23 protein-coding genes are annotated in these 19,562 nt (G+C 71.6%); 12 read left to right on the top strand and 11 right to left on the bottom strand.

Annotation, left to right across the window (positions count from 1 at the left end; genetic code table 11):
• Window positions 1-129: 129 nt before the first annotated feature.
• The gene (locus IEX22_RS14965) at window positions 130-1,092 is read right to left on the bottom strand and encodes an aminoglycoside phosphotransferase family protein (protein WP_188669200.1); all 963 of its coding nucleotides are present in this window, start codon (window positions 1,090-1,092) and stop codon (window positions 130-132) included.
• 85 nt (window positions 1,093-1,177) lie between these two features.
• On the opposite strand from IEX22_RS14965, the gene IEX22_RS14960 reads away from it, so the two are divergent.
• A complete protein-coding gene (locus IEX22_RS14960; RefSeq protein ID WP_188669199.1) occupies window positions 1,178-2,323 on the top strand; it encodes a winged helix DNA-binding domain-containing protein in 1,146 nt (381 codons plus the stop codon).
• 16 nt (window positions 2,324-2,339) lie between these two features.
• Here IEX22_RS14960 and abmR read toward each other — a convergent pair whose 3' ends face one another.
• The 6 genes from abmR to IEX22_RS14930 all read right to left on the bottom strand — a co-directional run bounded on the left by abmR (window position 2,340) and on the right by IEX22_RS14930 (window position 7,471).
• On the bottom strand, window positions 2,340-2,834 hold the full coding sequence (gene abmR / locus IEX22_RS14955) for an ATP-binding transcription factor AbmR (RefSeq protein ID WP_188669202.1): 495 nt from the start codon (window positions 2,832-2,834) through the stop codon (window positions 2,340-2,342).
• A gap of 493 nt (window positions 2,835-3,327) precedes the next feature.
• Window positions 3,328-4,194 carry an amino acid ABC transporter permease gene (locus IEX22_RS14950; protein ID WP_188669198.1) on the bottom strand — a complete coding sequence of 289 codons (867 nt, stop codon included), beginning with the start codon at window positions 4,192-4,194 and terminating at the stop codon, window positions 3,328-3,330.
• Complete coding sequence (locus tag IEX22_RS14945; protein WP_188669197.1) at window positions 4,191-4,841, bottom strand: amino acid ABC transporter permease; 651 nt, start codon at window positions 4,839-4,841, stop codon at window positions 4,191-4,193. The genes IEX22_RS14950 and IEX22_RS14945 overlap by 4 nt, the downstream gene beginning before the upstream one ends.
• A 130-nt stretch (window positions 4,842-4,971) precedes the next feature.
• Complete coding sequence (locus IEX22_RS14940; protein ID WP_188669196.1) at window positions 4,972-5,880, bottom strand: glutamate ABC transporter substrate-binding protein; 909 nt, start codon at window positions 5,878-5,880, stop codon at window positions 4,972-4,974.
• A 120-nt stretch (window positions 5,881-6,000) separates the two neighbouring features.
• On the bottom strand, window positions 6,001-6,786 hold the full coding sequence (locus IEX22_RS14935; RefSeq protein ID WP_188669195.1) for an amino acid ABC transporter ATP-binding protein: 786 nt from the start codon (window positions 6,784-6,786) through the stop codon (window positions 6,001-6,003).
• A 55-nt stretch (window positions 6,787-6,841) separates the two neighbouring features.
• On the bottom strand, window positions 6,842-7,471 hold the full coding sequence (locus IEX22_RS14930; RefSeq protein ID WP_188669194.1) for a TetR/AcrR family transcriptional regulator: 630 nt from the start codon (window positions 7,469-7,471) through the stop codon (window positions 6,842-6,844).
• A 120-nt stretch (window positions 7,472-7,591) separates the two neighbouring features.
• On the opposite strand from IEX22_RS14930, the gene IEX22_RS14925 reads away from it, so the two are divergent.
• From IEX22_RS14925 to IEX22_RS14895, 7 genes are all read left to right on the top strand, one after another.
• Window positions 7,592-8,524: a carbon-nitrogen hydrolase family protein gene (locus IEX22_RS14925; protein WP_188669193.1), complete on the top strand. Its 933-nt coding sequence runs from the start codon at window positions 7,592-7,594 to the stop codon at window positions 8,522-8,524.
• A complete protein-coding gene (locus tag IEX22_RS14920) occupies window positions 8,521-9,888 on the top strand; it encodes an APC family permease (RefSeq protein ID WP_188669192.1) in 1,368 nt (455 codons plus the stop codon). The genes IEX22_RS14925 and IEX22_RS14920 overlap by 4 nt, the downstream gene beginning before the upstream one ends.
• A gap of 45 nt (window positions 9,889-9,933) precedes the next feature.
• Window positions 9,934-10,734 carry an LOG family protein gene (locus tag IEX22_RS14915; RefSeq protein WP_188669191.1) on the top strand — a complete coding sequence of 267 codons (801 nt, stop codon included), beginning with the start codon at window positions 9,934-9,936 and terminating at the stop codon, window positions 10,732-10,734.
• A 21-nt stretch (window positions 10,735-10,755) separates the two neighbouring features.
• Window positions 10,756-10,938: a hypothetical protein gene (locus IEX22_RS14910; protein WP_188669190.1), complete on the top strand. Its 183-nt coding sequence runs from the start codon at window positions 10,756-10,758 to the stop codon at window positions 10,936-10,938.
• A gap of 35 nt (window positions 10,939-10,973) precedes the next feature.
• On the top strand, window positions 10,974-11,354 hold the full coding sequence (locus IEX22_RS14905) for a DivIVA domain-containing protein (RefSeq protein WP_188669189.1): 381 nt from the start codon (window positions 10,974-10,976) through the stop codon (window positions 11,352-11,354).
• Window positions 11,351-12,673, top strand: coding sequence for a putative hexosyltransferase (locus IEX22_RS14900; protein ID WP_229660087.1), 1,323 nt, complete (start codon window positions 11,351-11,353; stop codon window positions 12,671-12,673). Before IEX22_RS14905 ends, IEX22_RS14900 begins: the two co-directional genes overlap by 4 nt.
• A 193-nt stretch (window positions 12,674-12,866) precedes the next feature.
• Window positions 12,867-13,043, top strand: a complete 177-nt coding sequence (locus IEX22_RS14895) for a DUF3117 domain-containing protein (protein WP_188669188.1) — start codon at window positions 12,867-12,869, stop codon at window positions 13,041-13,043.
• Between the two features lie 89 nt (window positions 13,044-13,132).
• Here IEX22_RS14895 and IEX22_RS14890 read toward each other — a convergent pair whose 3' ends face one another.
• Complete coding sequence (locus tag IEX22_RS14890; RefSeq protein ID WP_188669187.1) at window positions 13,133-13,765, bottom strand: O-methyltransferase; 633 nt, start codon at window positions 13,763-13,765, stop codon at window positions 13,133-13,135.
• A 201-nt stretch (window positions 13,766-13,966) separates the two neighbouring features.
• Here IEX22_RS14890 and sigE point away from each other — a divergent pair, with 201 nt between their 5' ends.
• From sigE to IEX22_RS14875, 3 genes are read left to right on the top strand one after another with little or no spacing between them, the layout of a single operon-like run.
• Window positions 13,967-14,623 carry an RNA polymerase sigma factor SigE gene (gene sigE, locus IEX22_RS14885; RefSeq protein WP_188669186.1) on the top strand — a complete coding sequence of 219 codons (657 nt, stop codon included), beginning with the start codon at window positions 13,967-13,969 and terminating at the stop codon, window positions 14,621-14,623.
• Window positions 14,623-15,273, top strand: coding sequence for a hypothetical protein (locus IEX22_RS14880; RefSeq protein WP_188669185.1), 651 nt, complete (start codon window positions 14,623-14,625; stop codon window positions 15,271-15,273). Before sigE ends, IEX22_RS14880 begins: the two co-directional genes overlap by 1 nt.
• Before the next feature lie 48 nt (window positions 15,274-15,321).
• Window positions 15,322-15,693, top strand: a complete 372-nt coding sequence (locus IEX22_RS14875; protein WP_188669184.1) for a twin-arginine translocase TatA/TatE family subunit — start codon at window positions 15,322-15,324, stop codon at window positions 15,691-15,693.
• 79 nt (window positions 15,694-15,772) lie between these two features.
• Here the strand turns inward: IEX22_RS14875 and IEX22_RS14870 are convergent, their stop codons facing one another.
• Genes IEX22_RS14870 through IEX22_RS14860 form a run of 3 tightly spaced genes read right to left on the bottom strand, consistent with a single transcriptional unit; the run spans window position 15,773 to window position 18,742 of the window.
• A complete protein-coding gene (locus IEX22_RS14870) occupies window positions 15,773-16,927 on the bottom strand; it encodes an Mrp/NBP35 family ATP-binding protein (RefSeq protein WP_229660086.1) in 1,155 nt (384 codons plus the stop codon).
• Window positions 16,924-17,475 carry a DUF1003 domain-containing protein gene (locus IEX22_RS14865; RefSeq protein WP_188669183.1) on the bottom strand — a complete coding sequence of 184 codons (552 nt, stop codon included), beginning with the start codon at window positions 17,473-17,475 and terminating at the stop codon, window positions 16,924-16,926. The genes IEX22_RS14870 and IEX22_RS14865 overlap by 4 nt, the downstream gene beginning before the upstream one ends.
• Entirely contained in the window at window positions 17,468-18,742 is a 1,275-nt protein-coding gene (locus IEX22_RS14860; protein WP_438816636.1) for a magnesium transporter MgtE N-terminal domain-containing protein, read from the bottom strand. The genes IEX22_RS14865 and IEX22_RS14860 overlap by 8 nt, the downstream gene beginning before the upstream one ends.
• A 175-nt stretch (window positions 18,743-18,917) precedes the next feature.
• Here IEX22_RS14860 and IEX22_RS14855 point away from each other — a divergent pair.
• Window positions 18,918-19,562: YflT domain-containing protein (locus tag IEX22_RS14855; RefSeq protein ID WP_188669181.1), on the top strand; the 645-nt coding region annotated here is incomplete at its 3' end.

Genomic DNA, 19,562 nt, shown 5'->3' with positions numbered 1-19,562 from the left:
CAGTGGTTCCTCGACAGCTCCACTTCACATCCGGAGGCCTTCATTTGTCAGCCCGACTCACCGCCCTAAACCGGGACAACGTCCCTGGACATCACATCTATTGACGAGCTGGCGGGGAAGGGCAGCGCGTCAGTCCTGAACCGCCTTGGCCATCGTCACGCACCAGGTGAGGCCACGCTGCTCCAGGTCCGTCAGCGCCCGGGACGCGCGGCGCGCATCGGCGACGGTCGAGGCCGCGTTCAGCACCACGCGGACCAGGAACCAGTCGCGCACCCGGTCGTGATCCAGGCCGGTGGCGTCCGTGACGAAGGAGAGCCGCTCCCGGATGCCCGCGCGGGGGCCGCGGCGGTGCTGCTGAAGCTCCTGCCAGCGGTTCCACACCAGCGGCGCCGGTTCGAGGTGGATGTCGCCGACCATCGGTTTGGGATCGATCGCCCGCCAGCGGTCCGGGCTCGACCCGTCCGCCGCGTCGTCGACCGCCAGCACGTTCTCCCAGTGCAGGTCCCCGTGCAGCAGGACCGGTGTGCCCGGCGGGTCGGCGAGCAGGTCCCGGCCGAGGGAGAGTGCCTGGGCGCGCAGACTCCGGGGGAGCGGGACGTCCGGACCGAGGGCCTGGAGGTCGTCCAGCCACGTGCCCGCCACGTCGGTGACCGTCGGGAACGGGGGGCCGGCGGGCCGGTGCAGGCGCCGGTACAGCGTGGCGAGGACGTCGCCGGCCTCGGTCACGGGCACGGCCGTGAGGTCCCGGATCCGCAGCCGTTCGAGGACGAGGGCGCGGCGCCGCGGGTCGGCGCGCAGCAGGCGGACCGCACCGTCCCCGTTCCAGCGCGTCAGCGCCTGCGGCTCGTGCAGGGACTCGTCGTCTCCGTCGAAGCCGATCTTCAGGACCGCTTCGCGTCCCTCGGCCGTGAGCACCGGCAGCACGAGCGAGCACCAGCCGTGCATCGCGTCGCCGTCGACCGTGAGCTGCCACTCGTCCAGGAGCGTCGCGGCCAGGCGCGGCAGCCGGTCCAGCCACGAGCCCCATACCGGCCCCAGCAGACGACGCTCCTGCAAGCTGGTCGGCACCGTCGGCGGGGAAGCAGGCGACATGACCGCCATTCTCCTAGGCTGGCGGTGATTTCCGTGCAGCACCGGCCCGAGGCCCGGGCTTTGATCCGTTCCGGGAGGGGAGCCGATGGACGAGCCGCTCGAGACCGACGAGCTCGCCGCACTGACCCTCGCCCGGCAGTTTCCCGCCGAGCCGCTGACGCCGGTGCCGCTGCTCGACCGCGTGGGGCCGATCCAGACTCAGACCGCGCGCTCGGCGTTCCTGGGCCTCGCGGCCCGGTCCCCGCTCGTCACCCACGCGGGGCTCACCGACGCCTACGAGACGGCCGACGTCGTGCGGGGGAGCACCCTGCGCGGCACCGTCCACACGGCGACGCCGGCCCAGCACCGGATCCTCGACGCCGTCACCCGGGTCGGACAACGCCGACTCTGGGAGCGGACCCTGCTGCGCCCCGACGGGACACGGCTGCCGGACGGTGCGCTGGAGGAGCTGTGGGAAGCGACGGAGGTGTTCGCGGCGGACACCTGGCGCACGCCCGAGGGGCTGCAGGACCACCTTGCCGGCTGGCTGGCGGAGCACGGCGGCGATCCCGGACGCGTCGCCGACCAGGCCGGACGCTATCTCGCCTTCGGGCACGGCGGCCTGGTGCGCCGGCCGCTGCGGGGTGGCTGGGACCGCCAGGGTGCGCCCGGCTACCGGTCCGCGGCAGCGGTGACCGGCCTGCCCCTGCCGGCGGTGGACGATGCGCTCGACGAGGCGGTCCTGCTCCATCTGCGCGCCCACGGTCCCGCCACCCGCGAGGATCTGGCGTGGTGGGCGGGGTTGCCCCTGACAGTGGTGGACGACGCGGTCGGCCGGCTCCAGGAGCGGCTCGGTGACGCGCTCACGACGCGCCCGGGACCGGGGCACCGGCGGTATCTCGACGTGCCGGACGTTCCCGCCGCGGCAGCCCGTCCGGGCGTGCGGCTGCTGCCGGAGTTCGACGCCCTGTTCTGCGGCTACGCCCCGCGCGGCCGGGACCGGTTCGTCACCGCGGAGCATCACACGCTGTTGTGGAGCGCGGCGAACGGGCAGGTGCGCCCACCCCTGCTGGTGGACGGCCGGATCACCGGCTGGTGGCGGTTGATCGGCACCGGCGCCCGGCGCGCCCTGGTGGTCGCGTCGTTCGCCGGGACGCGCCGGCTGCGCGCCGGCGAGCTGGCCGAGGCGATCGCCCGCGTCGAGGCGGCGCTGACCGTCACCGTCACCGAGGTGACCCGCACCCGGGTCTGAGCGGGACCGGGTGTGGTCAGGCGGCCGGACCGGACCTGCGCGCCTGGCGGACCGCGCCCAGCGCGTCGCGCAGCTGCTCGATCCAGTCGGCCTCGTGCTGGCCGACCAGCCGGACCGACCAGGCGAGCGCGTCGGACCGCGAGCGGGCGACGCCGGCCTCGACGAGGGTGTCGAGGACCCGCCGTTCGGGCTGGCGCAGGCGCGTCATCACCGGGATCGAGAGATTCGTGAACGTCGTCCTCGTCTGCCCGCAGACCGCGCCCCACGCGACCTTGCGACCGAACCGGCGCTCGGCGTCGTCGGCGATCCGCATCCGCTGCTCCCGGGTGTCCTCACGGAATCGCTCGATGCGGCCGGCCTCCGTCGACCGCAGCACTGCCTCGTCGCCGCCGCCGTCGGAAGGCGGCACCGGCAACGGGACGACGACGACGATCTCCTCGCGGTCCGCCGTCACCTCCGGCTCACCCTCGTACCAGTCGTCGGGCAGCCGCCCGACGAACCACCCCTGCATCTCGTCCACGGGATGATTACACGCTTACGTGATTACGGCGTCAAGGTGTTGTCGAAGTTCCCCCTCGGATGCCCTGGCCGGCGAGGAATGCACGGGCTCGGCCGAGCCGCCGGTCGGCGGAGAAGGCGCGCCACTGATCGGTCAACGCCTCATCCCGGACGAGGTCGCGGAACCGGCGGGAGGCGCCCTTGCCCTCGATCGCCTGCTTCAGCCGTTCCCGTACGGGGGGTCGCGCTGCCGCTCGGTGAAGACCGCGAACCGCTGCGGTCATACCGGAGCCAGCGGGGGCGCGTCCGGACGGATGCCGAGTACGTCGAACGGATCGACCTCGTCCGATCCGACCACCCACCGGTGTGTCCAGTCGTCGCCCCGATCGAAGGTGAACGGGAATTCTGCTCCCGGTTCCAGGGTGCGCGCGACCGTAGGTCGAGGAACGTGTGCGACGGCCCGACGGCGAAGACGCGCCTTCCCCGCCAAGAGCGCCGGTGCGGACTCAGACCGCGGCGCCGTCGCCCGCCGGCACCCGGGCCGGGGCGCGCGTGTTCCCGGTCCGCCCGGAGCGGTTCAGCCGCCACTCCAGCAGCTTGGCCACGCCGGAGAGGATCAGGCACATGCCGATGTACAGGACGGCGGCGACGATCGCGGCGGGGATGATCGGCGAGCCCAGCTGGCCCTGGCTCCCCAGGTACTTCGCGTAGAACAGGATCTCGTTGTACGTGACGATGAAGCCCAGCGCGGTGTCCTTCATGACGACGACCAGCTGGGAGATGATCACCGGCAGCATCAGGCGCACCGCCTGGGGCAGCAGCACGATCGACGTGACCTGGCTCTTGCGCAGTCCGATCGCGTACCCGGCCTCCACCTGGCCACGCGGGATGGCCTGCATCCCGGCGCGGAACACCTCGGCGAGGACGGAGCCGTTGTAGAGCGTCAGGCCGACGACGACGGCCAGGTAGGGGGTGATGCCCTGCACGCCGATGCTGGGCAGGCCGTAGTAGACGACGCCCATCAGCAGCAGCACGGGCACCGCCCGGAACAGCTCGGTGATCCAGCCGACCGGGCGGCTGATCCACCGGCGGTCGGAGAGCCGGCCGACGGCCAGGACGAGGCCGAGGGCGACGCTGAGGACCGAGGCGAGCGCGAAGGCGCGCAGCGTGTTCAGCGCCGCGTCGAGGAACGCGGACTGGACCTGCGGGTAGGCGAACGTACGCCACAGCCGTGCGGAGAACTGGCCGGTCACGGCGAACCGGTAGACGATGAAACCGATCACCCCGAGACCGATCAGCAGGCCCACCACCCCGAGGATGACGTTGCGCCGACGGGCGCGTGGGCCGGGGACGTCGTACAGGACGGAGGTCATCGGGCCAGGCTCCACTTCTTCTCGAACCAGCGCTGCACGCCGGAGAGGATGAGCACGAGGACGACGAAGCCGGCGATCACCCACAGCATCGACGCCATGGCGGGCTCGCCGCGCTCGGAGAGGTTGGCGCGGATCGCGCCGGCCTCCATGACGGAGAAGCCGGCGGCCACGGTGGTGTTCTTCAGCAGGGCGATGAAGACGTTCATCAGGGGCGGCACGACGGCGCGCACGGCCTGCGGCATGATCACCTGCGTCATCGTCATCCCGAACGGCATGCCGATGGCGCGGGCGGCCTCCGCCTGACCGACCGGGACGGTGTTGATGCCGGACCGGATGGCCTCCGCCATGTAAGTCGCCGTGTAGATCGACAGGCCGATGACGGCGAGCACGAGGTAGCTCTGCGCGCCGGGCAGGCCCAGGCGCGGGTAGCCGAAGGCGAAGAAGAAGAGCACCAGCGTCAGCGGGGTGTTGCGCACGGTGTTGACGTAAAGGGTGCCCAAGGCCCGGAGCGGGGTGACGGGGGAGACCCGGAACCCGGCGATCACGAGGCCGAGCAGCAGCGAGAAGATCGCCGAGAAGAAGAACAGGATCAGGGTGTTCTTGAAGCCCTCGACGAAGAGGTCCAGGTTGTCCAGCAGGGTGTTCACGAGGTGGTCGCCCTTTCAGCGGAACGACGGGTACGGCGTCCGGCGAGGCCGGATGCGCCGGTGCGGACGGGGGTCCCGTCCGCACCGGCGCACGTCACGTCGAGCAGGGCCCGATGCGACGGTCGTCGGCTCAGTAGCTCTCGACGGCGGGCTGCTCGACCTTCTTGCCGGACTTGCCGAGCGTCGCGTCGTAGATCTTCGTCCAGGTGCTGCCGCCGTCCGTGAACATCTTGTTGATGAACGTGCGCAGCGCCGTGTCGCCCTTGGGCAGGCCGACGCCGTACTTCTCGGTGGAGAACGGCTCGCCCACGGTCTTGAGGTTGTCCGGGTCCTGGGCGGCGTAACCGAGCAGGATCGCCTCGTCGGTGGTCACCGCGTCGGCCTGGCCGTTCTTGAGGGCGTCCACGCACTGTGAGTACGTGTCGAACTCGGTGGTGGCGACCTGCGGGTACTTCTCCTTGATGTTCTGGATCGGGGTCGACCCGGTGGCCGAGCACACCTTCTTGCCGTTCATGCCGTCGATGCCGGTGATGTCGCTGTCTTTCTTCACCAGCAGGCTCTGCCCGGTGACGAAGTACGGGCCCGCGAAGTCGACCTGCTTCTTGCGCTTGTCGGTGATCGAGTAGGTGCCCACGTACAGGTTGACGTCGCCGTTGGCCAGGGCACTCTCACGCTGGGCGGAGGGGATCGCCTTGAACTCGATCTTGTCCGCGGACATGCCCAGAGATGCGGCGGTCCAGCGGGCGATCTCGACGTCGAAGCCGGAGCGCTCACCGGTGATGGCGTCCTTGAAGCCGAGCGTCGGCTGGTCCTCCTTGACGCCGATGACGACCTTGCCGGCGGACTTGATCTTGTCGTAGGTCGGGCTTCCCGTCAGTGCGACGTTCGACGCGACCGGGTAGGAGACGGCCGGCGAGGCGGAATCGCCGGCCTGGGCGGTGTCGCCGCTGTCTCCGCCGGGGTTGGCACCGCCTCCGCAGGCGCTCAGTGCCAGAGCCGACGCGGCCAGGGTGGCCAGCAGCGTTGCCTTGATTCGCATGGTTTTCCTTTCGTGTCGGCGGCCGGTGCGGTCCGCCGATCGGGCGTGCCCCCACGGGAGCCCGGGATGGTGAACGGTGGAAGGAGTGTCAGGGGGACAGGAACTCAGTGGGACAGGAACTCAGTGGGACAGGATCTTCGACAGGAAGTCCTGTGCGCGGGCGCTCTGCGGGTTGGTGAAGAAGGTTTCCGGGTCGGTGTCCTCGACGATCTCGCCGTCGGACATGAACACCACGCGGTTCCCGGCGGTGCGGGCGAAGCCCATCTCGTGGGTGACCACGATCATCGTCATGCCGCTCTCCGCCAGTTCGACCATGACGTCGAGCACTTCCTTGATCATCTCGGGGTCGAGGGCGGAGGTCGGCTCGTCGAACAGCATGACCTTCGGCTTCATCGCCAGGGCGCGGGCGATCGCGACGCGCTGCTGCTGGCCACCCGAGAGCTGGGCCGGCAGCTTGTCCGCCTGCGCGCCGACGCCCACCCGGTCCAGCAGCCGGCGCGCCTCGGCCTCGGCGTCGGCCTTCTTGACGCCCTTGACCTTGATCGGGCCGAGCGTGACGTTCTCGAGGATCGTCTTGTGGGCGAAGAGGTTGAACGACTGGAAGACCATGCCGACGTCGGCGCGCAGGGCGGCCAGGTCCTTGCCCTCGGCCGGCAACGGCTTGCCGTCGATGCTGATGGTCCCGGACTGGATGGTCTCGAGCCGGTTGATCGTGCGGCACAGGGTGGACTTCCCGGAGCCGGAGGGACCGATGAGGATGACCACCTGACCGGCCGGGATGTCCAGATCGATGTCCTTCAGCGCCTGGAAGTCGCCGTAGAACTTGTTGACGCCGTCGACGGCGACGAGCGGCGTCGACCGACGCGCGTCCGGGTCGGACGTGTCGGGCCCGGGGTGAGTTGCCATGGAAAGAATGTAGCGGAACATGTGTGACCTGAGCCGCACCCACGCTGCCGGGCCGTTACGACCCCGTGAAATCCGCGCTCCCGGCGTCGTCCCGCGCGCCCGGCGCGACGGTGCGCGCGTACTGCAGCAACCACTCCTTCTCCTGCTCGGCCGACATGGTCCCGGTCAGGACGCTGACGCCGTACCCGTCCTCGAGTGCCACGAAACTGCGGGCGAGCACCGGGGCCGGAAGGACCAGCCGGAAGTCCCCGGACCGCTGTCCCTCGTCGAGGATCCGCTCGTAGAGGGCCGCCTGACGGTCGACGAACCGCTCGTACTGTTCGGCCGCCTTCGCGTGACGCAGGACCACAGGGATCAGCTCGTAGAGGATCCGGCTCGCCTCCTCGGGGGCGCCCGGCCACGGGATGCCCGAACTGATGCACGCCTCGAGCCGCTCGCGCGACGTCCGGGCCCGGGCCACCTGGGACTCGCGCTGCTCGGCGTACTGGGCGCTGCCCTTGGCGAACACCTCGGCGAAGAGCTCCTGCACATCGGGGTAGTAGTACAGGACGGATGCCGAGTGGACGCCCGCCTCCTCGGCGATGTCGGCCAGCCGCATGGCGGTGGATCCATGGGTGAGGACGGCGCTGGCCGTCGCCGCGACGAGCTGGTCGCGTCTCTTCGTCTGGTCCTTCGGCCGAGCCACGCCCCGATGATCGCACAATCGGTGGCGCCGGGCTCTTGACACCGGAGCAGTTAGTTAAATAAATTTTGGTTAATTAACGTTTGTGGCCTGGACCACACCGATCGAGAGTCGAGAGCATCGATGTCAAGACCCCTGTCCCTCGCGCTGGCGCAGGCGCCGGCTGCACCGGTGAACGACCTCGGGACCTTCGGCGCGGGCCTGGAGCGGCTCGTCCGTGCGCATCCGCAGAGCCAGCTGTTCGTGTACCCCGAGCTCCACCTGCACGACACCGGCAGCGCCGAACCGGGCGAGGAGGCCGCGCTCATCGAGTCGATGGCCGAGCCGCTCGACGGTCCCACCGGGCGGGCGCTCGCGGAGATGGCCGGTGATCTGGGCGTCTGGCTCGTCCCCGGAAGCTTCTTCGAGCGGGGCGAGGACGGGCAGGTCTACAACACGGCGGTCGTCTATTCCCCGTCGGGGCGGCGCGTCGGCGCCTACCGCAAGGTGTTCCCCTGGCGTCCCTACGAGCGCGTCGCCGCGGGATCCGAGTTCGTCGTGCTCGACCTGGCGGGAGTCGGCCGTCTGGGCCTGTCGATCTGCTACGACGCGTGGTTCCCGGAGGCGAGCCGACACCTGGCCTGGATGGGCGCCGAGCTGATTCTCAATCTGGTGAAGACGCCCACCTCCGACCGCGCGCAGGAGGTGATCCTCGCCCGGGCGAACGCCATCGTGAACCAGGTCTTCGTCGCCAGCGTCAACGCGGCCGCCCCCGACGGCGCCGGCCGCAGCCTGCTCGTCGACCCTCAGGGGCGTGTGCGGATCGAATCGGACAGCTCCGAATCCCGGGTCCTGACCGACGTGATCGATCTCGACGACGTCGCCAATGCCCGCGCCTACGGCACCGCGGCCGTGACCAGGCCCTGGCAGCAGTTCACCGAGTTCGCCGACGAGATCGAGCTCCCGCTGTACTCCGGGCGGATCGACCCCGACCGCTGGGGCCGCGCGCCCGTCCCGGAGGGCGCGGGCGCGCGAGCCACCCCCGGAGCCGCTTCCCGCGACGGAGGCCTCGCATGACCACCGCACCCACGCTCACGCCGCGACTGACGCTGGCCTCCGTGGTCACGTTCGGGGTGGCCTACATGTCACCGGCGATCGTCATGCTCACCTTCGGCGTCATCGCCTCGGCCAGCGGGGGCGCGACGCCGAGCGCCTATGTCGTGGCCACCCTCGCGATGTCCCTGACCGCGCTGAGCTACGGCAAGATGTCCCGGATCTTCCCGGCCTCGGGCTCGGCCTACACCTATGCCAGCCGGATGATCGGGCCCCGCACCGGATTCCTCGCCGGTTGGGCCATCCTGCTGGACTACTTCTTCCTTCCCATGGTCGCCTGGCTGATCCAGTCGGTGTACCTCAATGCCCAGTTCCCGATCGTGCCCGTGTGGGGCTGGCTGGTGATCAACGTCGCCGTCACGACGCTGATCAACGTTCTCGGCATCGTCCTGGCGGATCGGGTCAACAAGACCCTGATGACTCTCACCGCGCTGGGCATCGCCGCCTTCGTCGTGATGTGCCTGCGCCACCTGGGAGCGCACGCGCCCGACTCCGTGATCGCCCCCGTGTGGAACAGTGGCACGAGCCTCGCGGCCGTCTCGGCCGGGGCGGCGATCGCCGCGTACTCGTTCCTCGGGTTCGACGCGGTCAGCACCCTGAGTGAGGAGACGATCGACCCGGGACGCACCATCCCGCGGGGCATCCTGCTGACCGTCCTGGCCGGCGGTGTCATCTTCGTCGGGGTGTCCTTCGTCATGCAGCTGGTCCACCCCGGCGGAGCCTTCGAGGACCCCTCGACCGCGTCCTACACCATGTCGGTCCTGGTGGGTGGCCAGATCTTCGCCGACGTGGTCAATATCGTCGTCATCGTCGGCGGGTTCGCCTCGGGCCTGGCGATCCAGGCCAGCACCAGCCGGCTGATGTTCGTCATGGGGCGCGACGGTGTGCTGCCGCGCCGGTTCTTCGGCCGGCTGCACCCCCGGCTCAAGACCCCCGTGCTGAATCTGCTGCTCGTGGGCGTCGCCGCCATGCTGGCGGTGAACCTCGCGGTCGACACGGCGACGTCGTTCATCAACTTCGGCGCGTTCCTCACCTTCGCCACGGTCAACGGCTGCGTCATCGTGCACTTCGTCCGGCAGTACCGGGCGGGCACCCGCCTCCCCGTCCTCGGCTTCGTGGTGCTCCCCGCCCTGGGCGCCCTCGTGGACCTGTACCTCCTGACGCAGCTGGGCCCGCTCGCCATCGCCCTGGGCGTCGGCTGGCTCGTCCTGGGCACGGTCTATCTGGCGGTCCTCACCCGTGGCTTCCGGAAGGCGCCGCCGTCCGTGGACATGGACCGCTCCGCCCGGACCGATGAGGGGACCGCCGAGGCCGTCGTGGGGGCGTGAGCGCCGGGACCCGCACGCGTCCCCGCGGACGACTAGCCTGAACGGATGAGTGCTGAAGCCGACGTCCCGGACGGGGACGACGACGGCCGTCCCCGCCCGCGCCCCCACCGCCGGGGTCCCCTCGAGCTGCGGACGGACCCGGAGCCGCACGGCACCGCGGACGAACACCTGCTGCAGAGCGCCGACGGCGACGACTTCACCCATCAGGACCCCTGGCGGGTGCTGCGGATCCAGGGGGAGTTCGTCGAGGGGTTCGGGGCGCTCGCCGGGCTCGGCCCCGCCGTCAGCATGTTCGGTTCGGCGCGGGTGCGGCCCGGTAGCCGGGAGTACGAACTCGCCGAGCAGATCGCGTCCCGGCTGGCGCACAGCGGCTTCGCGGTCATCACCGGCGGGGGACCGGGCACCATGGAGGCCGCCAACAAGGGCGCCACCGAGGCCGGCGGGCGGTCGGTGGGCCTGGGCATCGAGTTGCCGTTCGAGCAGGGGCTGAACGCCTGGGTGGACCTCGGGGTGAACTTCCGGTACTTCTTCGCCCGCAAGACGATGTTCGTCAAGTACGCCCGCGGCTTCGTCGTGCTCCCCGGGGGCTTCGGCACGCTCGACGAGCTGTTCGAGGCGCTCACGCTGGTGCAGACCCGCAAGGTCACCCGGTTCCCGGTGGTCCTCGTCGGCACCGCCTTCTGGGCGCCGCTGTGGGACTGGGTGCGCGGCACCCTGCTCTCCGAGGGCATGATCTCGGAAGCGGACCTGGACCTGGTCAGCCTGGTGGACGACCCCGACGACGCGGTCGCCGCGGTGCTGCGGGACACGGACCCGTACACGAGCCGCGGCCCGGTCGAGGCCTGAGCCGAGGCAGAGGAAGGCCGCATGAGCGCGCACGTCGACGTCGCCGAGGAGCTGCCCGGCCGGGAGGAACTCGCCGGGCTGTACGCCGCGGTGGGGTGGACCGCCTACACGCGGGATCCCGATACCCTCGCCGCCGCCGTCGCCGGCTCCGCCTGCGTGCTCGCGGCGCGGTCACCGGTCGACGGGCCGCCCCGGCACGACTGACGCCGTCGCCGTCACTCCCCGTCCGGTCTGGCACCATGGGCACGGTGAGCCTGCTCCTGGTCGTCCTCGCCCTGCTGGTGCTCGGCGCCGTCGCGCTCGTCATTGTCGGGCGGGTGCCCGGTCCGGCCGCTCGACGCGGTGCGACGCTGCTGGGCCTGGACGACCCGGAGGGCGAGACGCTCGCCACGCCGGTGGCCACGGCGCCCGCGGTGTTGTTCGACCCGACCGCCCCGGGAGACCGGCTCGCGGAGCAGGTGGACGGTATCCGGTTCGCCCTCGGGCTGCGCGGGTACCGCATGGACCAGGTCGACGAGGTGCTCGACGTGCTGCGCGATGCGCTCGTCGCCCGCGACGAGCGCATCGCCGACCTCGAGGGGGAGCTCGCCTCGACCGGACGGGAGCAGGGCCGGGCGTGAGCACCTCCGAACGCGACCGGTCCGGGCAGGCGTCGGACGACCCGCTGCTGCTGCCGACGACCCCGCCCGGCGACCGGTCTCCGGCACCGGCGCCCGCGGGCCGGCTGCGCGCACAGCTGCTCGCCGCCCGTGCCTCGAACCTCGCGGGCCGCGTCACTGCCGCCCTCGGCCGGTGGCCCTGGTGGGTGCAGGTCGGCGTCGTGTACCTGCTCTCCCGGGTGGTGACGACGGCCGTGTTCGTGGCGGTGGCCCGCCACCAGAGCACGAACCCGTGGACGCCCTCAGAACCCGACTACGGGGCGTTCATCAACATCTGGGACAGCGCCTGGTACCAGCGGATCTACGACTCCGGGTACCCGCCGTCCATTCCCCGCAATCCCGACGGCTCCGCGCAGGAGAACGCGTGGGCGTTCTACGCACTGTTCCCGTACCTCGTGCGCGGGCTCACCGCCGTCACCGGCCTCGGCTGGACCGTGCTCGCGCCCACCGTGGCCGTGGTCGCGGGCCTGGGCGCGGTGCTGATCATCCACCGGCTGTTCCGCCTCGTGGCCGGGCCCGCCGACAGCCTGGCAGCCGTCACGCTGATCTGCCTGTTCCCGGTCTCGGCCGTGCTACAGGTCCCGTACGCCGAGTCGCTGCACCTGATGCTGCTCGCCGGGGCCCTGTACCTGCTCGCCCGGCACCGCTACCTGACGGCGGCGCCCGTCGTCGTCGCGATGTGCCTGACCCGGCCGGCGGGCCTGCCGTTCGCGCTGCTCGTGGCCGTGCACCTGCTGCTGCGGTGGCGCTCCGCCGATTTCCCGTGGTCGCACCGCGTCCGCGGCTTGGCGCTGCTGGCGGTCGCGATCGCGGGCGGTTGGGCGTGGCCGGTGATCGCCTGGCTGGTCACCGGGCAGACCCGTGCCTACACCGACACGGAGACCGCATGGCGCGGAGGCGGCGGCCTCGAGCTGTTCGTGCCCTGGTTCGACAGCGGGCGCTGGATCCTCGGCCCCGTGTTCGGGCCCATCGCCGTGGTGCTGCTCGGCGTCGTCACCGTGCTGGTGCTGCTCAGCCCGCCGGTGCGCCGGCTGGGGTCCGATCTGCAGGGCTGGTGCCTGTGCTACGCCCTGTATCTCGCGGCCGTGCTGCACCCGCAGACCAGCACCTTCCGGCTGCTGCTGCCGCTCTTCCCCCTCGCGCTGGCCGCCGTCCTGGCCTCCCGCTCCCGGGCGTACCGGATCACGCTGGGCCTCGGGTTCCTCGCCCTGCAGATCGTGTGGGTCTCCTGGCTCTGGCGGTACGTGCCCCTGCCCGGCGGCGGCGACTACCCGCCGTGACCGGCTCCCGGGCCGGGGCAGGCCCGTCCCGCACGGATCGCGCGGGAATGCCCCGGGCGACGTGATTCGGACCACGGCGGGGATGCTGGAATAATGGAGCGGGTCGACCCCGTGACGGCGCACACGCCCGTGGGACGTCGACCGCCCCGCCGGCACCTGGGCCGGCACATCCGAGGGAGAGGACAGTACCCGCATGGCGGCCATGAAACCGAGAACCGGTGACGGTCCGATGGAGGTTACCAAGGAAGGCCGCAGCTTGATCATGCGGGTTCCGCTGGAAGGCGGCGGCCGGCTCGTGGTGGAGCTGAACGCCGACGAGGCCTCCGCACTGAAGGAATGCCTGGTCGGAGTCACCGAGCAAGTCAGCTGACCAGTCGACGTCGCACAGGACGCCCGGCGGATTCTCGCCGGGCGTCTTCTGTGTCTGGCGGACCGGCCGGCGCGGGCGGACGACGACGGTCAGCGGCGCACGGCCAGCAGCAGACCGTCACCGGTCGGCAGCAGCGCCGTGTGCAGCCGCTCGTCCTCCCGCAGGGACCGCTCGATGCGGCGCATCGCCGTGGTGACCTCGTCCCGGGCGGCCGGGTTGGCCACCTTGTCGTGGTGGAGGGCGTTGTTCACGATCAGCAGGCCCGCGGGTTTGAGCAGTCGGGTCGCCTGCCCGACGTAGGTCGGGGCGGACGGCTTGTCGGCGTCGATGAACACCAGGTCGTAGGCGCCGTCGGTCAGCCGGGGCAGCACCTGCGAGGCGCGGCCCGAGATCGTGCGGGTGCGGTTGGTCGCGACGCCCGCGTCGGCGAAGGACTCACGCGCGGCCTTGAGGTGGTCGACGTCGACGTCGATTGTCGTCAGCACGGCGGTGGCGGGCAGCCCGGCGAGCAGGGCGACGCCGGACACGCCGGCACCCGTGCCGACCTCGACGACGGTCTGCGCCTTCGACGTGGCGGCGAGCACGGTCAGGGCCGCGGCGACACCGGTCGAGACGGCCGGCACCCCGAGCTCGTGGGACCGCTCCCGGGCGCGCAGCAGCACCTCGTCCTCGGTGGGCAGCTGCTCGGCGTAGGACCAGCTGGCCGACTTCTCCGCACTCATGCGCTCACTCTCTGACCGTGGATCGAGGCTCGCGCGGGGTGCGCGGGTCCGGATCAGCTTAGGGCATCGGCGCCGCGTCGAGCCTGTCCGCGTCGACGCCGGAACACGGGGCCGATGCCCAGTCAACATCCAGCCTCATCGGTCACCATGGTGGGCGACGGAACAGGACCGAGCAGCTGCTGGAACGGGGGCGCAACGGAGATGACGAGCTCGACACCCGCCGCTCCCGTGGCGGTCGCCGACCAGGCCGTGCCCCCGTGGGACGAGCTGGTCCGCGATCACGGCCCGCGCGTGTACCGCCTCGCGTACCGGCTCTCCGGCAACCGTCAGGACGCCGAGGACCTCGTGCAGGAGACCTTCATCCGGGTCTTCCGCTCCCTCGACACCTTCCAGCCCGGGTCCCTGACCGGCTGGATGCACCGGATCACCACCAACCTCTTCCTCGACAGCGCCCGGCGGCGCTCCCGGGTGCGGTTCGAGAGCCTGGGAGAGGACGGCGCGGATCGGCTGCCGTCCGCCGAGCCGGGCCCCGAGCGCAGCTTCGAGTTCGCCCACCTGGACCTCGACGTGCAGGCCGCGCTGAACCAGCTGGCCCCGTCCTTCCGCGCCGCCGTCGTGCTCAGCGACCTGGAGGGTTACTCGTACGACGAGGTGGCCGACGCCCTCGGGCTCAAACTCGGCACCGTGCGCTCGCGGATCCACCGCGGCCGGGCGAAGCTGCGCGACGCGCTGGCCCACCGGGACCCGTCGCGCCGGCAGTCGGCACGACCGCCGTCGGCACGGACGGTGCCCGGTCGCCGGCAGCCCGTGCTGCCGGCCATCGGCCTGTCCCCGATCGCGGGGGTCGGCCGGGCCTGATGAAGCTCCTGCGTTCCCTCGTCCTGCTCGGGGTGCTCGCCAGCGTGGTGGTGCTCGGCGCGGCCTGGTACCTCGGTGGCCAGCGACCGTCCGCCCCGTCCAGCGGGCAACCCCTGGCCGGCCTCGACGCGAGCCTGGCCGACGGCAGCACCCGCAACCTGAGCACGGACGACGTCGACGACCTGCGGGCCGCCGGCTGGACCTGCCCCGACCTGAACACCGTCGGATACTGGACGGAGTCGGCCGAGCTCACCGAGCGAGGCGGCCAGCCGGCCGTCGTCGCGGACCTGCGCAGCACGGCGCACGCCCTGACCCTGGTCGAGCAGCACCCCGACCGGGCCGCCACCGGCATGATCGACGGCGCGACGGGCCGGGCGGTGTCCACGGACGTGTACCGCCGGGTGACGAGCAACGGCACGGAACTCTGGGTCGCGCGCTCCGCGACGGGAGCGACGTCGGACGTCGTCTTCCGGGTCGCCGACGCGGTGTATTCCCTGCGGTCCGACACGTCGCCGGCCGACGCGGTGAAGGTCGCGTCGGTGATCGCCGCGGCCGACAACGCGCAGGTCGACCGGTCCGCGCCCGCCGGCGACGACGACCTCGTGCACCGGGTGGTGCGGGGCCTCAACCGGCTCACCGGCCAGCCATGACCACCGCGGCCCCCGACGGTCCGGTCCTGACCCGATAGGGTGTGAGCCGTGCTGGGAATCAATGGCTCGGAGTTCATCGTCATTGCGATCCTGGCTGTCCTCCTGCTCGGCCCCGAGCGCATCCCCGAGTACGCGTCCCAACTGGCGCGCCTGACCCGGGAGATCAAGCGCATCGCCACGGGAGCGCGGCAGCAGCTCAAGGACGAACTCGGCGACGACTTCGAGGACGTCGACTGGCGCCGCCTCGACCCCCGGCAGTACGACCCTCGGCGGATCGTGCGGGAGGCCCTGCTCGACGACGAGCCGGCCACGACGAGTCCGGTGCCCGCCCCGGCGGTGCAGACGGCCGTGCCGACGATCGCCGCGCAGCCCGGCCTGGCGCCCGGCCAGCGCGCCCCCTGGGACGTCGACGCCACCTAGGACCTCCGGCGGGCAGCCCGCCACCCGCGTCCGCGGCGTCGGGCTCGGACACCACGACGCCGGACTCAGGACGTCGGACTCAGCGCACGGACAGTGGCAGCGGGCGCCCGGGCAGGTGCCGCCCCCGGCCGCGCAGGTCGTCGGCGATGCGGCGCAGCTCGCCGGCCGCCGGGGAGTCCGGCTCCGCCAGCACCACGGGGGTGCCCGTGTCCCCCGCCCGCCGCAGCGCCGGGTCCAGCGGGACCGTGCCCAGCAGCGGGACCGCCGTCCCGTTGCCCGTCCCGTTCCCGGCCTTCTCCCCGGGCGTCGTGCTGAGCCGCTCCGCCAGCTGCGCGCCGCCGCCGGCGCCGAACAGGTCCAGCACGGTGCCGTCCGGCAGCGTCATCGGGCCCATGTTCTCGATCACCCCGGCCACCGTCTGCCCGGTCTGGCGGGCGAGCAGCCCCGCCCGCTCGGCCACGTCCGCAGCCGCGGACTGGGGCGTCGTCACGAGCAGCAGCTGGGCGGTGGGCAGCAGCTGGGCCACCGAGATCGCCATGTCGCCGGTGCCGGGCGGAAGGTCGAGCAGCAGCACGTCGAGGTCGCCGAAGTACACGTCGGTGAGGAACTGCTCCAGTGCGCGGTGCAGCATCGGCCCGCGCCAGGCGACGGCCTGGTTGCCCTCGACGAACATGCCGATCGAGATCAGCTTCACGTCGTGCGCCACCGGCGGGAGGATCATCTCGTCCACCCGGGTGGGGGAGCGGTGCACGCCCATCAGGGAGGGAACGGAGAAGCCGTGCACGTCGGCGTCGATGATGCCCACCCGCAGCCCGGCGGCGGCCAGCGCCGCCGCCAGGTTCACCGTGACGGAGGACTTGCCGACCCCGCCCTTGCCGCTCGCGACGGCGTAGATCCGGGTGAGCGAGGCCGCGTCGAACGGGTTCGCCCGGCCCCCGGAGCGCAGGTCGTCCTTGAGCCGCTGCCGCTGGTCCGGACTCATCACTCCCGTCACGACGTCGACCGCGTGCACCCCGGGGACCCCGGCGACGGCGTGGCGCACGTCGGCCTCGATGGTCGAGCGCAGCGGGCAGCCGGCGATGGTCAGCAGCACGCGCACGGTCAGCCGGCCGTCCTGCAGGTCCAGGCCCTCGAGCATGCCCAGGTCGGTGATGGGCCGCCGCAGCTCCGGGTCGTGGACCCGCGCCAGCGCCGTCCGCGCCTGGCGCAGGACGTCGTCGCGGCCCGTGCTCACTTGCGCCCCGCCGCCTTCTCCCGGGAACGTCGCGGCTCGGTGCCGTGCTCGTCGTCCTCGGCCTGGAGGTCCTCGAGCAGGGACCGCAGCTCCGAGCGGATGAAGTCGCGGGTGGCGACGTCGCGCAGCGCGATGCGCACCGAGGCGAGCTCCCGGTTCAGGTACTCGGTGTCGGAGAGATTGCGCGCGGCCTGCTGCCGGTCCTGCTCGAGGGCCACCCGGTCCCGGTCGTCCTGCCGGTTCTGCGCGAGCAGCAGCAGAGGAGCGGCGTAGGAGGCCTGCAGCGACAGGATCAGGGTCAGCAGCGTGTAGTTCAGCTCCCGCGGGTCGAACTGGAGGGCTTCCGGGGCGAACGTGTTCCACCCCAGCCACAGCACGACGAAGACCGTCATGTACAGCAGGAACACCGGGGTGCCCAGGAAGCGGGCCATGTTCTCGGTCCAGGTGCCGAACGCATCGGGGTTCGGGGTCAGCCGCGGCAGCAGCCGGGCCTTCGCCTCCTGCGGGGTGTCCAGGCCACTGCCCTTGGGGCGGTAGTTCTCAGGCACTGCGTCCTCCGATCCGGGTGGAGCCGGTCACGGGGACGCGCGACGGGGTCGTCGGGGGAGCCGGCGGGTCGTCGTGGCTGCGCCAGTCCTGCGGCAGCAGGGCGTCGAGGACGTCGTCCACGGTGACGGCGCCCACGAGGCGTCCGGCGTCGTTCACGACCGGCAGCGAGTTGAGGTTGTAACTGGCCAGCGTGCGGGACACCTCCACGATGGAGGTGTGGTCCGTGACCGGCTCGAGGTTCTTGTCCACCAGGTTGCCCAGCGCCTCGGGCGGCGGGTAGCGCAACAGCTGCTGGATGTGCACGACGCCCAGGAACCGCCCCGTGGGGGTCTCCAGGGGCGGGCGCGTGACGAAGACGGCGGAGGCCAGGGCGGGGGAGATGTCCTCCCGGCGCACGTGGGCGAGGGCCTCCGCCACGGTGGCCTCGGGCGGCAGGATGACGGGGATCGGGGTCATCAGCGAGCCGGCGGTGCCCTCCTCGTACTGCAGCAGGCGGCGCACGTCCTCGGCGTCGTCGGGCTCCATCCGCTGGAGCAGTTCCTCCTTCTGCTCCTCGGGCAGCTCGGAGAGCAGGTCCGCCGCGTCGTCGGGCTCCATCTCGTTCAGCACGCTGGCGGCGCGGTCGGTCTCCAGGGCGGAGAGGATCTGCACCTGGTCGTCGTCGGGCAGCTCCTGCAGCACGTCGGCGAGGCGCTCGTCCTGCAGCTCGGCCGCGATCTCGAGCATCCGCTTGTCGTTCATCTCGTGCATCATGTCCGCCAGGTCGGCGTCCTTGAGATCCTCGTGCGCGGCGAGGAACTGCACCGCCCCCTGCGGTTCGCGCTGATCCTCGAACCAGGCGTCGGCCCAGTCGATGGTCAGGGTCTCGCCCCGGCGCAGTCCCCGCAGCCGGGAGGTGCTGTGCCCGCGGCGGACGAACAGCTGGGAGCAGTACCAGTCACCGTTGCGCTGGCGTTCGATGCTGACGTCCTCGATGGTCGCCACACCGCTGCCGTCGGTCAGGGTCACCTTGCGGTCGAACAGCTCGGCGGCGATGCGCATCTCGGCACCACGCTGCTGGAACCGGCGGAAGTTCACCAAACCGGTGATGAGGATCTGGCCGTTGTCGATGGACGTCACGCGGGTCATCGCGACGAAGACGCGTTTCTTCGCCAGCACCTCGACGATGATGCCGACCACCTGGGGCGGCCGGCTGGCGCTGCGGTGCACGACGACGACGTCGCGCAGGCGGCCGAGGCGCTCACCGAGCGGCTCGAACACGTCCATGCCGAGCAGGCGCGCGACAAAGACCAGAGCAGGAGAATTCGTCACCGGTTCAGGGTACGTGAGCGGCGGCGGCGGGCCTCGACCGGGCCGGTCCGGGCACGCTTGTGACGCGACCAGCGGCGCTCTCCGGGTTGCTTCATGGCGATCGATCAGGGGATCGGGAGAGAATGGTCGCATGTCCAACATGTTCAGTGGAGCGAATGCGTCCCTCCGGGGCCGGACCCTGCCCGACGGTGAGACCGTCGGTCGCTACGGGTCCTACCTGGACGCCCAGAAGGCCGTCGACTACCTGGCCGACCACGACTTCCCGGTGCAGCACGTGAGCATCGTCGGCAACGACCTCAAGAGCGTCGAGGTGGTCACGGGGAAGCTGAGCTACCCGCGGGTGGCGCTCTCCGGCGCCGCGAGCGGCGCCATGTTCGGTCTGTTCATCGGCTTCCTGTTCTCCCTGTTCGGGGGCAGCGGCGGGCTGGCGGCCCTGATCCCGTCCGTGTTGATCGGTGCCGTCTTCTGGATGATCATCGGCGTCATCAGTTACGCCATGCAGGGCGGCAAACGGGACTTCTCCTCGACCAGCCAGGTGATCGCGTCCTCGTTCGACGTCGTGGTGGACCGGGAGGTGTCCGGTCAGGCGCGCAACCAGCTGCAGAGCCTGCAGGTGGGTCAGCTGCCGGCGCAGGTGCCGGCCGGCCCGCGTGGTCCGCAGTACGGCCCGCCGCAGGGTGGGCCCCAGTACGGCCCGCCGCAGGGCGGCCCCCAGGGTGGCCCGCCGCAGGGCGGGCCCCAGTACGGCCCGCCGCAGGGCGGGCCCCAGTACGGC

The organism is Tersicoccus solisilvae (assembly GCF_014643255.1).
GTDB classification, from domain to species: Bacteria; Actinomycetota; Actinomycetes; order Actinomycetales; family Micrococcaceae; genus Tersicoccus; species Tersicoccus solisilvae.
This window is presented reverse-complemented; position numbering and strand designations above follow the sequence as displayed.

Bases quoted from the DNA above. Each gene is read 5' to 3' on its own strand.
- sigE (WP_188669186.1), top strand. From the start codon at position 13,967: ATGACGAGCTCGACACCCGCCGCTCCCGTGGCGGTCGCCGACCAGGCC.
- IEX22_RS14890 (WP_188669187.1), bottom strand. From the start codon at position 13,765: ATGAGTGCGGAGAAGTCGGCCAGCTGGTCCTACGCCGAGCAGCTGCCC.
- IEX22_RS14960 (WP_188669199.1), top strand. From the start codon at position 1,178: ATGGACGAGCCGCTCGAGACCGACGAGCTCGCCGCACTGACCCTCGCC.
- IEX22_RS14925 (WP_188669193.1), top strand. From the start codon at position 7,592: ATGTCAAGACCCCTGTCCCTCGCGCTGGCGCAGGCGCCGGCTGCACCG.
- IEX22_RS14910 (WP_188669190.1), top strand. From the start codon at position 10,756: ATGAGCGCGCACGTCGACGTCGCCGAGGAGCTGCCCGGCCGGGAGGAA.
- IEX22_RS14950 (WP_188669198.1), bottom strand. From the start codon at position 4,194: ATGACCTCCGTCCTGTACGACGTCCCCGGCCCACGCGCCCGTCGGCGC.
- IEX22_RS14965 (WP_188669200.1), bottom strand. From the start codon at position 1,092: ATGTCGCCTGCTTCCCCGCCGACGGTGCCGACCAGCTTGCAGGAGCGT.
- IEX22_RS14935 (WP_188669195.1), bottom strand. From the start codon at position 6,786: ATGGCAACTCACCCCGGGCCCGACACGTCCGACCCGGACGCGCGTCGG.
- IEX22_RS14880 (WP_188669185.1), top strand. From the start codon at position 14,623: ATGAAGCTCCTGCGTTCCCTCGTCCTGCTCGGGGTGCTCGCCAGCGTG.
- IEX22_RS14920 (WP_188669192.1), top strand. From the start codon at position 8,521: ATGACCACCGCACCCACGCTCACGCCGCGACTGACGCTGGCCTCCGTG.
- IEX22_RS14940 (WP_188669196.1), bottom strand. From the start codon at position 5,880: ATGCGAATCAAGGCAACGCTGCTGGCCACCCTGGCCGCGTCGGCTCTG.
- abmR (WP_188669202.1), bottom strand. From the start codon at position 2,834: ATGCAGGGGTGGTTCGTCGGGCGGCTGCCCGACGACTGGTACGAGGGT.
- IEX22_RS14895 (WP_188669188.1), top strand. From the start codon at position 12,867: ATGGCGGCCATGAAACCGAGAACCGGTGACGGTCCGATGGAGGTTACC.
- IEX22_RS14905 (WP_188669189.1), top strand. From the start codon at position 10,974: ATGGGCACGGTGAGCCTGCTCCTGGTCGTCCTCGCCCTGCTGGTGCTC.
- IEX22_RS14915 (WP_188669191.1), top strand. From the start codon at position 9,934: ATGAGTGCTGAAGCCGACGTCCCGGACGGGGACGACGACGGCCGTCCC.
- IEX22_RS14860 (WP_438816636.1), bottom strand. From the start codon at position 18,742: ATGGACGTGTTCGAGCCGCTCGGTGAGCGCCTCGGCCGCCTGCGCGAC.